Source organism: Cupriavidus laharis, assembly GCF_914271435.1.
Classification (GTDB): Bacteria; Pseudomonadota; Gammaproteobacteria; order Burkholderiales; family Burkholderiaceae; genus Cupriavidus; species Cupriavidus laharis.
In genome coordinates this window covers 17,940-34,715 of sequence record NZ_CAJZAI010000008.1, presented here as the reverse complement: position 1 = coordinate 34,715, position 16,776 = coordinate 17,940, and the positions used below count along the sequence as shown (strand labels likewise).

Here is a 16,776-nt window from a genome sequence, read left to right as displayed (position 1 = left end):
ATTTGTGGTGCAACGAATTCCGGGCTGCAGCGGGATTTGTGACCCTTGAGCCCGACCCCGCCGGAGCGTAAGGCCTTGTACCTGATCCCAACAGTGGCTTCTTTCTGAATGTTCGCGCGCATAAACTGGTATCACCATGCCTCGACGGGAGCTTCACATGGCCGCTTTGCCTCCCGACCGCTCCGGACCGACCACCCGCCGCCATTTCCTCGGCGAACTGGGCGGCCTTGCCGCCATGGCGGGCCTGGCGCCCGCCGGCGCCGCGCAGACCGGTCCCGCTGCCTGCCTGCTGACCCCGGCCGCCACCGAGGGCCCTTTCTATCTCGGCGACGCTCAACTGCGCAGCGACATCCGCGACGGCCGTCCCGGCCAGCCGCTGCGCCTGCGCCTGACCCTGGTCGATGCCGACCATGGCTGCGCACCCGTGTCGGGTGCACTGGTCAGCATCTGGCATTGCGACGCCGAGGGCAGCTACAGCGGTGAAGACGGGCCGCGCGACGCCACGCGCTTCCTGCGCGGCGTGCAACAGAGCGGTGCCGACGGCTCGGCAGCCTTTGTCACCATTTACCCGGGCTGGTACCGGCCGCGCGCCGTGCATATCCACTTCAAGGTGTTGCTGGCGAATGCCGAGCTGCTGACCAGCCAGCTCTACTTCAGCGATGCGCTCAATCGCGAGGTGCTGGGCAGCCATCCGGCGTACCGGGCGCGCGGCGTGCCGACGCGCGGGAACGCGCAGGATCCGATCGCCGGCAGCCAGCCGCCGCTTGTGCGTGTACGCAGCGCGGCGGAATGGCTGGAGGGGGAGTTCATGGTGGGTATCGCTCGCGGCGGTGCCGGCCAGGGCAGGGCTGTACGGTCTTCCCTGTAATCGCTGTTATCGGCCGGTTCCTGCCAGGCTCTCCCATCCGGAGCCCGACCTGCTGCGCACGCGGGACACGGCTGCTTATTCCTTGTTGTCCCGCGCAGCCGGCGCACCGGCCGCGAGCAGGTTGGCATCGCGGCAAAGCCGCCACCTGCCGTCGGCCTCCCTGCGCAGCAACGTGAGTGTGTAGCCGGAGCGATGCACCGCCTCGCCGCCAGGCGGCGTGACGGTCAGTTCGATGAAGTTGCGCAGGTAGGCCCAGTTGCCCATCACCTGCACTTCCCGGATGTCATAGCTGCCCTGCATTCGCACTGACTTCATGCCAGCCGAGGCCTGTGCGAACGCGGCTTTGCCGAAGGGCTCCTGGCCGGGAACCATGAAGATGACATCGTCAGTCATCAGGTCCAGCACGGTGTCGATCTCGCCGCGCTGGCTGGCGGAGAACCAGGCCTGTACCAGTTCACGGATGGCGCGTTCGTCGTCTGCGGGATTCATGGCTGCCTCGCTTGTTCTTTCGTGCCCGATGGTGACCATGGTGACAACAGCAGCATCGGCAATCACGGCACGGTGCCGTTCCCGATGCAAGGGACGTACCGCGCCTGCAGATTCGAAAGGTTCCCTGCCGGGCACCCTGGCAGGTTGCGGTACAAGCCGCTGCATTTTCTACATCGAGGGCAGTTCTTACGTAGCGAACGGGAGCATAACCCAAGCCGCAAGAGGCAATGCAGAGCCACATAAGCCGGGTTTGCCACAAGAGCCGGCATTGGTATGGCAGTTGCCTTCTCCGATACAGGATCGGAATGGATGGCAGGCCGAGGCAGTGTCCGGCCTGCCGGCCGGTCGCCACGGCTTCGATGGAGGAAAGCATGAGCAGGAAGATACTGGTTTGCATGATGGCGGCAACAACCCTTGGCATGCTGGCAGGCTGCAGCGCGACCGGCACCGCGACCGGTTCGGGATCTGGGTCCGGCACGGTGACGGGCTCGGGCTCTGTGACGGACAACACAAGCCACCCCCGAAGCTACGGTACGACGCCGGGTGCGTCGTCGGGCGCAGGCTCATCCAGTGGCGCCACCTCTGGCGGCACGTCGTCCACCGCGCCGCGCTATTGAGATGGCTTGAGATAGCGGCGCAGACGATCTGTCACGGCGGGCACCGGCGAACATCGCCGGTGCCCGCTTTGCTTTGTCATGCCTGCCCGGGCCGTTCAACGGGAAGCCGTGCCGGCCCTGACCGTCGCGCTGGCGGCCCGGCCGGCCGGCGTCGCCGATTGCGCGGCCGGTGCATCCGCTGTCGCCGTGCGCTGTGACCAGCCTCCGCCCAGTGCCTTGTAGAGATCGACACGGCTCGTCAGCCGCGCGAGGCGGATGGTGACCAGCGTCTGCTGTGCCGAATAGAGCTGGCGCTGCGCGTCGAAGACCGGGAAGTAGTCGTCCACGCCATTGCGGAACCGCATTTCCGACAAGCGCCGCGTCTCGCCGATCTCGCGCGCGAGCGTTTCCTGCGCCGTGGCTTCGCGGTCGTAGGTGCCGCGCGCGGCGAGGCCGTCGGCGACTTCGCGGAAAGCCTGCTGGATGGTCTTCTCGTAGAAGGCGACGTTGATGTCCTTCTGCACCTCGGAGGCATCGAGCCTGGCCCGGTTGGCGCCCGCGTCGAAGATCGGCATGGTGATCTGCGGTGCGAACGCCCAGGCCATGCCGCTTGAGAACAGCCCCGCCAGCGCGGTGCTGGCCACGCCGATCGCCGCCGTCAGCGAGATGCTCGGGAAGAAGGCCGCGCGGGCCGCGCCGATATTGGCGTTGGCCGCTTTCAGCTGGTGTTCGGCAGCCATGATGTCGGGCCTTTGCTCGAGCAGCGCCGACGGCAGGCCGGCCGGCAGCTCGGCGACGAAGGAGGCGTTCTCGAACGGCTGCGGCGGCGGCAGGTCGCCCGGCAATTGGGTGCCGACCAGCACCGTCAGGGCGTTCTCGTCCTGCGCCACCTGGCGTGTGTATTGCTCCACGCCCACGCGTGCGGTTTCCAACTGCGTCTGCGCGCGATGCATGTCGATCTGTGCCATGCCGCCGGCGCGCTTGCTGCGCTCGACCATCTGCACGGCGGCCTGCTGCACGTTGAAGGTGTCCTGCGAGATCTTCAGCAGCTCCTTGTCCGCCTGGAGCGTCAGGTAGGCACTCGCCACTTCCGCCACCAGGCTGATCTGCGCGCTGCGGCGCACTTCCTGCACCGCCAGGTACTGCTCCAGTGCCTCATGCTTGAGGCTGCGCACGCGGCCGAATACATCGAGTTCGAACGCATTGAAGCCAACGCCGGCCGTGTAGGCATGGAGCACCGATGACTGCCCGGGCGCGCGCAACGAGCCGGGCACGCGCGAGGCGACCATGCCCGCATTGGCGTTGATGGCCGGGAACTGCGCCGCGCGCTGGATGCGGTACTGCGCGCGCGCCTGGTCGATGGCCAGCGTCGCCATGCGCAGGTCGCGGTTGTTGGCCAGCGCCAGTTCGATCAGCCGGCGCAGGCGCGCATCGGTGAAGAAGTCTTCCCAGCCGAGGCTGGCCGCGGGCGTTTGCGTTTGGGTCTGGGTTTGCCCCTGGGCTGGCGCCTGTGTGCCTGTGCCCTGGACGTAGGCCGGGCCGGTGGGCCAGGCATTGGGCACCGGCTGGTCGGGTCGCTGATAGGTGGGCTCCAGCGTGCAAGCCGTGAGCGCAAGGGGAACGGCAACCGCCGCGATGTGCCGGAAAGGAGGGAAGGTCCGCATCAGTCGTGATTTCATATTGCTCATCCGTGGTCAACCGGCAAAGGCGCGGCGCAGCAGTTGCGCGATGGCGACGCGCGGCCTGCCCTGGTATGCGATGTTGTGGGCGGGCTCGCTGAACAGCAGCCGGATCAGCCGGTGCCGCGCTGCCATGTCAGGGCGCAGCGCCACGCCGATGAGTCCCTTGCGCGTGCGGGCGACCCGGCACGGCACCCAGCCTAATGGCGCCAGCCAGAACGCGCCCTCGGCACCGTCCGGTACGGTTGCCGCGTGCGTGCACAGCAGCGCGGCCCCATTGCAGGAGAGGTCCCGGGTGACGCCGGCGAACTCGCGCGCAGTGCCGTCCGCGCCATGCAGCCGCAGCAGCGCGCGCGCCTGGTACGGAAAGCGCTCTTCCTTGCGTGGACGCGGCAGTTCGACGCAGACGAGCAGCGACGCCAGGTACAGCACCATCGACACAATGGTCCACGCGACGTTGAACACCACGCCCTGCGCGTCGGCATCGGCGACTACGGCGCGTGCCAGCCCCATGCCGGTCAGCACGAACAGCGCGCCATACAGCACGGCGAACTTGCCGTGCACGACCAGCTTCGAGCGGTCGAGTCCCTTGTTGGTGACCTTGAAGGGCCGGCCGAAGGGCTTGATCACCGCGCTGGCCAGTGTCGCGGTGACCGCGAGCGCCGCGACGATCTGCGTCACTTCCGTGAAGATCGGCATCGCGCGCGAGCCGGTCACCCAGATGCTGTAGGCCCAGTACAGCAGCAGGGCCGGCACGCCGTAGGCGAGGAACTGCAGCGGATCGCCATACAGCGTGGGCACGTCCAGGTACCAGTACAGCAGCGGCCCGGCCAGCAGCATCAGCGTGAACGGCCGGCTGATCCAGTGCAGCAGTCCGTGCACGTAGTGCAGGCGCTGCAAGCCCGTGTAGCCGCGCCCGCGCAGCGGCCCGTCGGCGGTCAGCGCGACCTGGATCGTGCCCAGGCCCCAGCGGCTGCGCTGGCTGATGTACTCGGGCAGGCCCTCGGCGGACAGGCCGACGCTCAGCCGCTCGTTCAGCCAGCGCGTGACATAGCCGTGCGGCATGAGCCGGTAAGTCAGGTGGATGTCCTCGGTGACGGTGCCGGTCGGGAATCCGCCGATCGTCTCCAGCGCCTCGCGCCGCACCACGAACGAGGTGCCGATGCAGAACGCCGTCCCCCAGGCATCCTTGGCGGGTTGCATGATGTCGAAGAAGGCGCGCTGCTCGTCGACCCAGCATTCGGTCGAGCGCAGGTTGTACTGGATGGGGTCGGCGTTGTAGTAGAACTGCGGCGTCTGCACCACGCCCACCCGGGGATCGTCGAACAGGCCGACGGTGCGCAGCAGGATATTGCGGTTGGGCGCGAAGTCCGCGTCGAGCACCATGATGTACGGTGCGCCCCCGTCCGGCAGCGCCGCGCTGTGCTGCAGGCCGTTGTTGAGGTTGCCGGCCTTGGCGTGGGTGTTGTCGGGCCGCGTCACATAGTTGGCGCCGACGCGCGCGCAGTATGCCTTCAGCCAGTCGCGCCGCGTATCGTCGAGCACCCACACGCGGAAGTTCGGGTAGTCGATCGCCAGCGCCGAGACGATCGTCTTCTCCAGCACCTCCAGGCCTTCGTTGTAGGTGGCAATGAAGATGTCCACCGCGGGTGCCCCGCGGTTGCGCCGCAGCGCGGCCTCGCTGGCATCGGCGGCGGCACCGTGATCCGAAGTGCGGGTCAGCGTGACAATGGAGATCAGCGTATAGGCGACGGTCAGGGTCTCGAAGCCGAAAAACACATGCGCCCACAGGCTCGCGAAATCCAGCCGCCATTCGGGCAGCGTCTGCGAGAAGCGCCACACGTAGTAGACGATCAGCAGGACCGCCGCGGCAGCGCCGAACATCCACCGGTCGGCGGCGCGGTGGCGGTCGCCGCGCAGGCACAGCACGGCGATCAGGAAAGCGCCGGCGTTGATCTCGACCAGCATGCGGTTCTCAAGAAAGTAGGCGAACATCGTCACTCCCTGCGGGTGTCGTCGGGTGGCCCCTGCGCTTGTGCGGTGCCTGTCTTGCAGGCGGGGCAGGCGCCGCCGGGCTGGAACGGGTTCCAGCCAGCGGCCGCCAGCACGGCCCAGGCGGTCGCGCCCAGGTGCGGCAGGTGGTAGTAGTAGAAATCTTCGGTGGTCGAATCCGGCCCGATCGACAGGCCAGTGCTGATGCGCGGCTCCGGCGTGGCGAACAGCATGCCGGACGGCGCGCGCTGCGCCAGCAGCAGCGGCCACAGTGAACGCGTCTCGTCGTCGCGGCCGCTGGCGCGCAGCACCAGCGCGGCCTGGCCCGTGCCTTCGGTCCACACGCCGTCGGGCCGCGCCTTGAAGCCATAGCCGCCGCCTACCGCGTGGTGCGTGCGCGCCCAGTCCAGCGCGCGCCGCCATGACGCTGCCGATTCAGGCACCGCGATCAGCGGCCACAGCGAAGCATCCAGCGCCGACGGCTCGCCGTTGAGCGAGCGCCCGTCGTCGCGCGTGCCGATGGCGAAGCGGCCTTCGCCGGGCTGCCACATCGCGTCGACGAAGCGGCGCGCGCGCTGCGCGGCCGCGTCCCAGCGCGCGTCGTTGGTGCGCAATGCCAGCCAGCGGAACGCGGCATAGGCGTCGACATTGTGTTCGGTCGATTTCCAGCCCTGGCGACGCGGCGCCGGCTCGTGGCCGAAGAAGCCGCCGATATAGCCGGCCGGGCTTTCGCTGCCGAAGGTTTGCTTGTCGACCCATGTCATCAGCGCCGCGGCGCTGTCGAGGTAGCGCCGCTCGTGCGTGGATTCGTAGGTGGCCAGCAGCAGGAGCGCGGCCCACGCAACGTTGCCCGTCGCGGTGCCGGCCTGGTAGGCGTCCTCGAACCAGCGTTTGCTCGGCGCGTCCCACCATCCGGGCATCGGCACCGGTCCGTCCGGCACCGCGCCGGCGCGATAGGCGTTGCGCACGCGGCCGTCGTGGTAATGCCGGTCGCGCGTGGCGCCCGCCACCACGCCATCGGCGATGCGGCGCGCGGCATCCGGCTGGCCGCACGCGATCAGCGCCACGCCGGCCAGCGCGTTGTCATAGACGAAAGCGGATTGCTGCAGCGGCGGCGGCAGGGGCTCGCCGCCGGGGGCGGGCTCGTAGCTGCCGAGCATCACCGGGCCTTTGCCCGGCACGGCGGCCACGCGCGCGGCCAGCGTCTTGCAGCCGTCGCGCAGCAGTTGCTCGCGCGCCGGCGGGGCGGAAGTGGCGGCGGGCGCCGCCGTGGCTGCCGTGCTCAATGCGGAGCAGGCCAGCACCGCCGCTGCCAGCAGCCGGCCATGGTTTGCGCGATGGCAAGCCGGCATGCAGGCAGCAAGGCGTGGGATCGTATAACGCTGCACGGTGAACTCCATCCTGCGGGCGCTGGTTCCACCCTTGTCGAGATCCTCAGATCAGGCTGCGCAGCCAGGAGCGGTCCAGGCTGACCTTGGCCCAGTGCCCCAGCGCGCAGCGGTCGGTCTGTTGCGTGCCGGTCGCGGGCAGGTCGGGCAGCGGCTTGTCGAGCCGGGCGATCAGGTAGACCTCGTTCTTCTCGATCGGCGGGAACGGCACGAAGTAGCGCGCCTGGTCGCCGTCCGGCGCGCGCGGCAGGACTTCGGCCACCGAGCCGGAGACAGGCGTGGCCACGCCATCCACATTCACGGTGACGCGCGCACCCGGCAGCAGGTGCTTGCTCAGGCTGCGCGGGAATACCGCGACCACCCGGGGCTGGCTGCAGTTGGTCGTGCGCATCAGCGTGGCGCCTGCCGCGACGCGCGTGCCGGGGGGCGCCAGCACGTCTTCGACCACGCCGCCCGTATAGGCCTTGATCTCCAGGTTGGAAACCCGCTCCAGCCGGTCCTGTTCGGTGCTGACCATCTTGTCGACGGACTCGCCGTATTCCTGGAGCTGGGTGATCTGGGACTGCAGCTGCGTAATGCCGGCGCGCAGTTCATCCTGGCGCTGCACCAGCGCGCCGACGGCGCCGTCCGCACTGCTCATGTAGACCTTGCTGCGCGCTGCCTCGCTGCTGCCGCGCGCGCTGTCCAGTTCCGCCTGGATGGCTTCGCGCTGGCCGGACAGCACGGTCAACTGGTTGCGCGAGGCATCGGTATAGGCCTCGCTGACCGCGCCGGCCCATTGCATGGCCTGGTTGCGGTTGACCACGTCTTCCTGCTGGTCGATCTGCTGGCGCGCGACGGCCAGCTTTGCTTCAATGCCCTTGACGCGCGCAGCGTGTTCACGCTGTGCCGCCGACTGGTAGCGCTGGATTTCCTGGGCGGTCGACGCCAGCCGGGTCTGGTCCGAAGCCAGCTTGGCCCGGGCCGCCTCCAGGCGTGTCTGGTTGTCGAGCTGCTTGCCGGTCAGTTCCATCAGCAGCGCGCGGTCCAGGTTGGAGTTTTGCAGCGTCATCAGTGGCTGCCCGGTCGAGAACGTGCCGCCCACGGCGACGGCCTGGTGCGTGACGACGCCTTCCACCGGCGTGGTCACAAGGTTCACGGGGCTGTTGACCACGGCGCGTTCGGAAGACCGGTTGAACACCGGCGGGAACATCACCGACAGGATGATCCAGATGATGAAGGCGACCATCCCGTAGCTGGCCAGGCGCGGGGCGATCTGCCATAGCGGACGCAGGCCGATCTCGCGGCTTCGTCGGCGTACCAGGGCATCGTCCTGCCGCGGTGGGCGCGACTTCGGCATCCTGGCGGGCAACATTGTTCTTGGGTCCGGCTTCTCGGGCTTCTTGTCCATGGCTTCCTCACGCACATAAAGCTGATCCGCACCGCCTCGGCAGGTACCGGGCAGCATGGGCGAGCGCTCTCCCGCGCGTGACCCGTAGGCTGGCGCGCAAGCGCAGTCTTGTCCCCCAAAACTATTTTTTATGCACCGCGTCCCGGCGCCTGCATGGGCATGGGACGGGCCTGTGTGTCCGACCGGGCAAGCCGGTCCGGGATTTGCCCGCGTCGTCACCGCAGTGAGTCGTGCGAGCGTGAAGAGCGAGGCGCGAACGCCATTGATCCCCGGGCATGTTGCATTGCGGCGTTGCTGCCAGGAGCGATTCAAGGCTAGCCAAGATGCCGGGTCGCTGCTGTAAGAATGTGTAAGGACTGTATGTCACACCACTTTACGACGGGCGAGATCGCCGCAGCGATACACGGCGGCCATCGGCTTGGCCGATGCGATGGGCATTGGGCATCGGCGGCACTGTTGCTGTGCACGGTCCGCTGTCCACTGTCTGCACGTCTTGCGCATTCGCGGCAAAATGCGAGACCGGCATCACTGCCGCCAACACCAACCATTCCGGACCTCGATCCAAGCCCACAGGAAACCCGCCATGCCTGCAATTGCCACGCCTGACATGCCATACCGCCGCCTTGGTGCCAGCAACCTCAAGGTCTCCGCGCTGTGCCTGGGGACCATGATGTTCGCCGACCAGACCGACGAAGCCGAAGCGGCACGCATTGTCGCCAGCGCGCGCGAGCACGGTGTGAACTTCATCGATACCGCGGACGTCTACAGCAAAGGCGCGTCCGAGCAGATGGTCGGGCGTCTGCTTATTGGCGACCGGCACGACTGGGTACTTGCCACCAAGCTTGGCAACCCCATGCAGCCAGGCCCGAACCATTCGCACTACTCGCGCGTGTGGATCCTGCGCGAAGTAGAGGAGAGCCTGCGCCGCCTGGCCACGGACTATCTCGATATCCTCTATCTGCACCGCGACTACGCCAGCGAGAACCTGGAGGAAGCAGTGCGCGCCATGGGCGACCTCGTGCGGGCCGGCAAGATCCGCTACTGGGCCGTGTCGAACTTCCGCGGCTGGCGCATTGCGGAGATCGCGCGGCTGTGCGACCAGCTCGGCGTGCCGCGCCCGGTGGCCTGCCAGCCGTACTACAACCTGCTCAACCGCATGCCTGAAGTCGAGATCCTGCCGGCGTGCGAACACTACGGCCTTGGTGTGGTGCCGTACAGTCCGATCGCACGCGGTGTGCTGACCGGCAAGTACCAGCCCGGCCAGGCGCCCGCCAGCGGCACGCGCGCGGGCCGCGCCGACCGCCGCATGATGCAGACCGAATTCCGCGAGGAATCGCTCGTCATCGCGCAGCAGCTCAAGGTGCATGCCGAGGCGCGCGGCCTCACGCCGGGGCAGTTTGCCGCAGCCTGGGTGCTGGCCAACCCGATCATTACGTCGGTGATCGCCGGTCCGCGCACGCTGGCCCAGTTCGAGGATTACTTCGGCGCGCTGAACGTGACCATTTCGCCCGAGGAAGAGGCCCTGGTTGACGGCCTGGTCACGCCGGGCCACGCGTCGACGCATGGCTACAACGACCCGAATTACCCATTCGGCGGCCGTCCGGTACGCGTGGCCGAGCCGCCAGCAGCCTGACGATTCCCGCAAGTGGACGATGCGTGGCGCGGGGCGGCGATGCTTTGTGGCAACAGCCGCGCTCGCGATCACGCGCTTGCAGCGCTGGGCTCGCCTTCCTACTAATATTCATACAGGCGGTGTACGCGGCAGCGGCCCGCCGCACTTGCACTTGGGACCGGCGTGAAGACCGCGCCGAGGGTGCCGGTAGAACGGGATGGCCAAAACGTGGCACGACGTGGCTGGATCTTCGCTGGCTTGGCAGTCGCCCTCTGTGGGGGCGGGTATGTCGTTTATAGCCTCGTTGCCAGTGAAGTGCGCAATTCGCAATGGCAGGCGCGCTATCTTGGCCGCTTTGTCAGCCAGCTGACCTACGAGGTGCAGCCCGGCGCCAGCGACAGCATCCGCTTCCCGCATTCCGGACCCTACGACGCCCGGATGGGTTATGGCCGGCTGCCGCTGTTTGCGCAGCGGCTCGGCGAGCGCGGCTACGTGCCGGCGGAACAGGCGCGCATGTCGCCGGAAATGGTCCGCCTGATGGACCAGGGCATTTTCCCGCCCTACCGCGAAAAGAACCAGGCCGGCCTGGTGCTGCGCGACTGCAACGGCATGACGCTGGTGTTCGAGCGCTACCCGCAGCGCCAGTACGAGGACTTCGCCGCTGTGCCGCCGGTGTTGGTGAACGCGCTGCTGTTCGTCGAGAACCAGGGGCTGCTCAATCCTGAATACCCGAACCTGAACCCGGCGCTGGACTGGAAGCGGCTGTCGCGCGCGGTGATCGACCGCGCGATCCGGCTGGCGGACCGGTCGCACGATTCGCCGGGCGGCAGCACCCTGGCCACGCAGATAGAGAAATACCGGCACTCGCCGGAGGGCCGCACGCAATCCATTCCCGAGAAATTCCGGCAGATGGCGTCAGCCTCGCTGCGCGCCTACATGGACGGGCCTGACACGCAGCGCGCGCGCGAGCGTATCGTGGTGGATTACCTCAATACGGTGCCGCTGTCGGCAAGGGTCGGGTTTGGCGAAGTCAACGGCATCGGCGACGCGCTGTGGGTCTGGTACGGCGAGGACTTCGGCGAGGTCAACCGCCTGATGAAGCAGATGGATTCGCGCGAGCCGACCGACCGCGAGGCCCAGGCCTTCAAGCGCGCGCTGTCGCTGATCATTTCGCAGCGCCGCCCGTCCTACCACCTGCGGCGCGACGATACCAACCTCGATGCGCTCACCGGCAGCTACCTGCGCCTGCTGGCCGCCAACGGCATCATCACGGCCGAACTGCGCGATGCCGCGCTGCGGCAGCCGCTGGACAAGGCCGCGCCGCCTGCCAGGCCGGAACAGCAGCCGTTCGTCACGCGCAAGGCGATCAACCGCGTGCGTGCCGACATCGGGCACCTGACCGGCGTGGACAGCCGCTACGACATGGACCGCCTGGACGTGACCGTGGACAGCACCATCAACCGCGAGGCCCAGCGCATCGTCACCGACACCCTCATGCGCATGCGCAACAAGAACGACGCGCGCGCCATGGGACTGTATGGTCACAACCTGCTGCGCGACCAGGACGATCCGTCAAAACTGGTGGCGAGCTTCACGCTGTTCGAGCGCGTGGGCAATGCCAGCGTGGTGCGCGTGCAGGCCGACAACGTCGACCAGCCGTTCGACATCAACAGCGGCGCCCGGCTGAACCTGGGCTCGACGGCCAAGCTGCGCACGCTGGTGACGTATCTGGAGATCTTCAGCGAACTGCATGCGCGCTATGCCGGCATGAGCAAGGAAGAACTGGCAGGCGTCAAGCTGGCGAAGCAGGACGCCATGAGCCGCTGGGCGGTGGACTACCTGTCCAAGGCGCGCACGCCGCAGGAACGCACACTGGCGGCCATGCTCGACGCCACCATGGAGCGAAAGTATTCGGGCAGCGCCGGCGAAGGCTTCTACACCGGCGGCGGGCTGCAGAGCTTCTCCAACTTCGAGCGCTGGGAGGGCGAGCGCATCATGACCGTGCGCGTGGGCTTCCAGCACTCGGTCAACCTGGTGTTCATCCGCATGATGCGCGACATCGTGCGCTATGAGCTGTTCCACGGCAACGTGGACATCGGCAACATCTTCGAGGACCGCAATGCGCCCGAGCGCCGCGTCTACCTGGAGCGCTTCGCCGACCAGGAAGGCAGCGCCTACATGACGGGCTTCTACCAGCGCTACCGCGGCAAGGATTCGGACCAGCGCCTGGCCACGCTGCTGGGGCGCGTGCGCGTGAGCACGCCGCACTATACGGCGGTGCGCCTGTCGGTGACGCTGCTCAGCGCGCGCCCGGATCTCGACGAGGCAAGCTTCATCCGCATCATGCGCTCGCGCATGTCCGACAAGCAACTGGCCGGCGAAGACCTGCCGGCGCTGTACCGCAAGTACGGCCACGACAAGTTCAACCTCAATGACCGCGGCTACCTGTCGCGCATCCATCCGCTGGAACTGTGGATGGTGGAGTACCTGGACAAGAACCCCGACGCCACGCTGTCGCAGATCCTGCGCGACAGCAAGGACCAGCGCCAGTACGTGTACCGCTGGCTGTTCCGCTCGCGCAGCAAGTACGGGCAGGACAACCGCATCCGCACGCTGCTGGAGCAGGAGGCGTTCCAGCGCATCGCGAAGCGCTGGCAGCGTCTGGGCTATCCGTTCGATTCCCTGACGCCTTCCTACGCCAGCGCGATCGGCGCTTCCGGCGACCGTCCCGCGGCGCTGGCGGAACTGGCCGGCATCATCCTGAGCGGCGGCATGGCCACGCAGACCGCGACTGTGCGCAGCCTGGATTTCGCCGCCAACACGCCGTATGCGACCCGCTTTGTGCTGCAGCCCGAGCCGGGCAAGCGCCTGCTGGCGCCGGAAATCACGGCACTGGTGCGGCGCTCGATGCTGGATGTGGTGGAACGCGGCACGGCCAGGTCGATAGCCGGTGCGTTCGTGGTGCCGGGCAAGGGCGGTGCGCCGCTGCCGGTCGCCGGCAAGACCGGCACCGGCGACCAGCGCTTCCAGACCTATGGCCCGGGCGGGCGGCTGATCTCGTCGCGTTCGGTCAACCGGTCGGCCACGTTCGTATTTACGCTCGGCGAGCGCTTCTTTGGCACTGTGACCATCAACGTGAGCGAGCCTTATGCCGCCCGCTACAGTTTCACCAGCGCGCTGGCGGTGCGGGTGCTGCGCTACCTGGCGCCGCAGGTGGCGTCGATGGCGACGCCGGGCAGTGAACAGGCGCTCCTGCGCTGCCATGACTGGCCGCAGGAGATCCGCCTGCCGCGCACCATGGCCCAGACGCCGCCGCCGGAAGACACCACCGCCTCGGCGGAAGTGGTGAAGGTCGATCAGCCCTTGCGGCGCACCATGCCGTAGAGCACGAGCAGCACGATTGCGCCGATCACCGAGGCGATCCAGCCGGCGGGCTGGCCCGGCTGGTACCAGCCCAGCCCGCGGCCCACGAATCCGGCCGCTACGGACCCCAGAATGCCCAGCACGATCGTCATGATCCAGCCCATCTTGTCGTCGCCGGGCTTGATGGCCCGGGCGATCAGTCCCACGATGAGGCCAACGAACACGGTGCCAAGGAATGCCATCATGATCTGCTCCTGCGTGTGGAAGGGATCGCGGCGGGCGTCAGCCTAGCCTGCCGCGATTCATCATACACGCGGCCATGGCAGGTGGCTGGCCGCGCAGGCTGCGCGCCGCTCAGGCGCCCGCGAGCCTGAACTGCCCCACCGCGTGATGCAGGGCGGCAGCCTGGTCTTCCAGCGATGCCGCGGCGGCGGCGGCTTCTTCCACCAGCGCGGCATTCTGCTGCGCCATTTGGTCCATCTGCGATACCGCCTGGTTGACCTGCTCGATGCCGCCGGTCTGCTCTTCCGTAGCGGCCCGCATTTCGCCCATCAGGTCGGTGACGCGCTTGACCGCCTCGACGATCTCGTCCATGGCCTTGCCGGCGCCCTCCACCAGCACTGCGCCGTCTTCCACGCGCTGCGCCGAATTGCCGATCAGCGCCTTGATCTCCTTGGCCGCGGTGGCGCTGCGCTGCGCCAGCGTGCGCACCTCGCCGGCCACCACGGCGAAGCCGCGGCCCTGCTCGCCGGCACGCGCGGCTTCCACCGCAGCGTTCAGTGCCAGGATATTGGTCTGGAACGCAATGCCTTCGATCACGGCGATGATGTCGACCACCTTGCCGGACGCTTCCTTGATGTCGCCCATGGTCGTCACGACCTGGCTGACGATGCCACCGCCGCGCACGGCGATCTCCGACGCGCCTTCGGCCAGCCGGCTCGCCTGCCGGGCATTGTCGGCGCTCTGGCGCACGGTGCTGGTGAGCTGCTCCATGCTGGCCGCGGTTTGCTGCAGCGACGCCGCCTGCTCCTCGCTGCGGCGCGACAGGTCGGAGTTGCCGGCGGCGATCTGCTTGGCCGCGCCGGCGATCGAGTCGGCCGAGCCACGGATGCTGCCGATCGCGCCGGTCAGGCGCGACTGCATCTGCTGCATGGCGAACAGCACGCTGTGCTCGTCGCCGGGACGCACGTCGACCGCGGTGGCCAGGTTGCCGTCGGCGATGCGCGCGGCAATCTGCGAAGTGAGCGCGGGCTCGCCGCCAAGCTGCTTCTGCAGGCTGCCCGCCACGCGCAGCATGACCACGGTCATCAGCGCGCCGACGCCGAGCAACAGGCCAAGCGCCTTGTAGAGTGCGATACGGAATGCGGCCTCGATGTCGTCCAGGTACAGGCCGGCGATGAAGTTCCAGTCCCACGGGCGGAAGTTGGCGACATAGCTGAGCTTGGGCTGCGGCGCCTCGGCACCGGGCTTGGGCCAGAGGTAGTGGACGAAGCCCTTGCCGGGTCCCTTGCCAATGGCGGCGATGTCGCGGAACAGGTAGGTGCCGTTGGGATCCTTCATGTCCTCCATCTTCTTGCCGTTCATCTCGGTCTTGAACGGATGCATCAGCACCTCGGTATCGGAGCGCATCAGCGTGAAATAGCCGTCGTCGCCGAAGCGCATCGCGCGTACGCGTTCCAGCGCCTGCTGCTTCGCCTCGTCCAGCGGCAGCTTGCCCGCCCTGGCCAGCGCCTCATACTCGGCCACCACCGACACTGCGGTGTCGGTCACGTGGGCCAGGTCCAGGCGGCGCTCCTCCAGGCGCAACGCGCGCATCTGCCATGCATTCCACAGCGTGATGCCGAGCAGGCATACCCAGCTCAGCACCAGTGGCAGCAAGAGCTTCTTCCTCAGACTCATGTTTTGCAGCATTGCCTTCATTCCTCCATATGCTCGGTGTAGTCGGACTTTTCGGCGTCCGTCACCGCATATCGGCGCGGCCCTATCTAACTTGATTGGGGTAAAACCACCCATGGAATCGGTAGGGTCTATTTGAATTGCCGGAAGTGCTGGCGTCGTCACTGCAATGCAACCGGGCGTCGCCTACAATCGGCGTCGGTCCGCTGCAGGCGGATCCGCAAACGTTCCAGCAAGGAGAAAGCATGGCAGCGACGCCACGCAACCCGATGACGCAACCCGATGCAGTCGACAACAGCGAAGGTGGCAGCGGCGCGCACCATCATGGTGCTCTGTCGGTCTTCCTGGTGTTCCTGCGGCTGGGGCTGACTTCGTTTGGCGGGCCTGTGGCGCACCTGGCGTACTTTCGCGAGGAGTTCGTCACGCGCAGGCGCTGGATGAGCGAGCGTGCCTACGCCGATCTCGTCGGCCTGTGCCAGTTCCTGCCAGGCCCTGCCAGCAGCCAGGTAGGCCTGGCGCTCGGGCTGTCGCGCGCTGGCTATGCCGGGGCACTGGCGGCGTGGACAGGCTTCACGCTGCCGTCGGCGGTCGTCATGATCCTGTTTGCGCAAGGATTGTCGGCGTGGGGTACCGGTGTTCCGCCGGGGCTGCTGCACGGCCTCAAGCTGGTGGCCGTGGCGGTGGTCGCGCAGGCGTTCTGGGGCATGGCGCGCAACCTGTGCCCGGACACGCTGCGCGTGACCATCATGGCGATTGCGGCGTGCCTGGCTGTGGCGGTGCCGGGGCCGTGGATCCAGGTCGCCGTCATTGCCGCCACGGCGATCGCCGGCCTTGTGCTGATCCGCCCGGAGGCGGAGCGCGCCCACGATCCCTTGCCGATGCCCGTGAGCCACCGCGCCGGACTGGCGGCGCTGGCGCTCTTCGCCGTGCTGATGGCCGGCCTGCCGTTGCTGGCCCGGCACGCGGGCGCGGGCGGCTTGCCCATGTTTGATGCGTTCTTCCGTGCCGGTGCGCTGGTCTTCGGCGGCGGCCACGTGGTGCTGCCCCTGCTCGACGCGGCGGTGGTGCCCACCGGCTGGGTAGGCCGCGATGCCTTCCTGGCCGGCTACGGCGTGGCGCAGGCCCTGCCCGGCCCGCTGTTCACTTTTGCCGCCTTCCTGGGGGCGGCCATGCAGATCGAGCCGTCCGGCTGGGCTGGCGGCTTGCTGTGCCTGGTGGCGATCTTCCTGCCGGGCATGCTGCTGGTGGTCGGCGTGCTGCCGTTCTGGGAAAGCCTGCGCGGGAGCCTGCGCGCGCAGGCGGCGCTGGCTGGCGTGAATGCCGGGGTGGTGGGCCTGCTGCTGGCCGCGCTGTACCAGCCGGTGTGGACCAGCGCGGTCCATGCGCCCCTGGATTTCGGGCTGGCCGTGGTCGCGCTGGTGGCGCTGGTGTTCTGGCGGCTGCCGCCGTGGCTGGTCGTGGCCGTGGCCGCTGTCGCAGGCTGGGCGGTGGGACTGTAGCACC

General features: G+C 67.9%; 12 protein-coding genes. 5 read left to right on the top strand and 7 right to left on the bottom strand.

All coding sequences use genetic code 11. The features are described 5' to 3' along the window. Positions 1-157: 157 nt before the first annotated feature. Complete coding sequence (locus LDO29_RS16810) at positions 158-868, top strand: intradiol ring-cleavage dioxygenase (protein WP_224080932.1); 711 nt, start codon at positions 158-160, stop codon at positions 866-868. A gap of 75 nt (positions 869-943) precedes the next feature. Here LDO29_RS16810 and LDO29_RS16805 read toward each other — a convergent pair whose 3' ends face one another. After that, entirely contained in the window at positions 944-1,357 is a 414-nt protein-coding gene (locus LDO29_RS16805) for a YybH family protein (protein WP_224080931.1), read from the bottom strand. Positions 1,358-1,728: 371 nt separating this feature from the next. Here LDO29_RS16805 and LDO29_RS16800 point away from each other — a divergent pair, with 371 nt between their 5' ends. After that, on the top strand, positions 1,729-1,974 hold the full coding sequence (locus tag LDO29_RS16800) for a hypothetical protein (RefSeq protein WP_224080930.1): 246 nt from the start codon (positions 1,729-1,731) through the stop codon (positions 1,972-1,974). Positions 1,975-2,069: 95 nt separating this feature from the next. On the opposite strand, the gene LDO29_RS16795 is transcribed toward LDO29_RS16800, so the two are convergent. The 4 genes from LDO29_RS16795 to LDO29_RS16780 form a co-directional block, all read right to left on the bottom strand. Next, a complete protein-coding gene (locus LDO29_RS16795; protein WP_290369584.1) occupies positions 2,070-3,641 on the bottom strand; it encodes an efflux transporter outer membrane subunit in 1,572 nt (523 codons plus the stop codon). A 6-nt stretch (positions 3,642-3,647) separates the two neighbouring features. Continuing rightward, on the bottom strand, positions 3,648-5,627 hold the full coding sequence (locus tag LDO29_RS16790) for a glycosyltransferase family 2 protein (RefSeq protein ID WP_224080929.1): 1,980 nt from the start codon (positions 5,625-5,627) through the stop codon (positions 3,648-3,650). Between the two features lie 2 nt (positions 5,628-5,629). Continuing rightward, a complete protein-coding gene (locus LDO29_RS16785) occupies positions 5,630-6,976 on the bottom strand; it encodes a hypothetical protein (protein WP_224081133.1) in 1,347 nt (448 codons plus the stop codon). An 82-nt stretch (positions 6,977-7,058) separates the two neighbouring features. Further along, positions 7,059-8,402, bottom strand: a complete 1,344-nt coding sequence (locus tag LDO29_RS16780) for an HlyD family secretion protein (RefSeq protein ID WP_396022683.1) — start codon at positions 8,400-8,402, stop codon at positions 7,059-7,061. A gap of 583 nt (positions 8,403-8,985) precedes the next feature. Here LDO29_RS16780 and LDO29_RS16775 point away from each other — a divergent pair. After that, positions 8,986-10,035, top strand: a complete 1,050-nt coding sequence (locus tag LDO29_RS16775; protein ID WP_224080928.1) for an aldo/keto reductase — start codon at positions 8,986-8,988, stop codon at positions 10,033-10,035. 207 nt (positions 10,036-10,242) lie between these two features. After that, complete coding sequence (locus LDO29_RS16770; RefSeq protein WP_224080927.1) at positions 10,243-13,398, top strand: transglycosylase domain-containing protein; 3,156 nt, start codon at positions 10,243-10,245, stop codon at positions 13,396-13,398. Here LDO29_RS16770 and LDO29_RS16765 read toward each other — a convergent pair. Together LDO29_RS16765 and LDO29_RS16760 are read right to left on the bottom strand one after the other, a co-directional pair. Next, the gene (locus LDO29_RS16765; protein WP_224080926.1) at positions 13,371-13,622 is read right to left on the bottom strand and encodes a GlsB/YeaQ/YmgE family stress response membrane protein; all 252 of its coding nucleotides are present in this window, start codon (positions 13,620-13,622) and stop codon (positions 13,371-13,373) included. The two genes, LDO29_RS16770 and LDO29_RS16765, sit on opposite strands and share 28 nt — an antisense overlap. A 109-nt stretch (positions 13,623-13,731) precedes the next feature. Further along, positions 13,732-15,288, bottom strand: coding sequence for a methyl-accepting chemotaxis protein (locus LDO29_RS16760; protein WP_224080925.1), 1,557 nt, complete (start codon positions 15,286-15,288; stop codon positions 13,732-13,734). Between the two features lie 230 nt (positions 15,289-15,518). Between LDO29_RS16760 and chrA the strand changes: the two genes are divergently transcribed. Further along, positions 15,519-16,772 (top strand): chromate efflux transporter, encoded by a 1,254-nt coding sequence (chrA, locus tag LDO29_RS16755; protein ID WP_224080924.1) that lies wholly within the window; start codon positions 15,519-15,521, stop codon positions 16,770-16,772. Positions 16,773-16,776 lie beyond the last annotated feature (4 nt).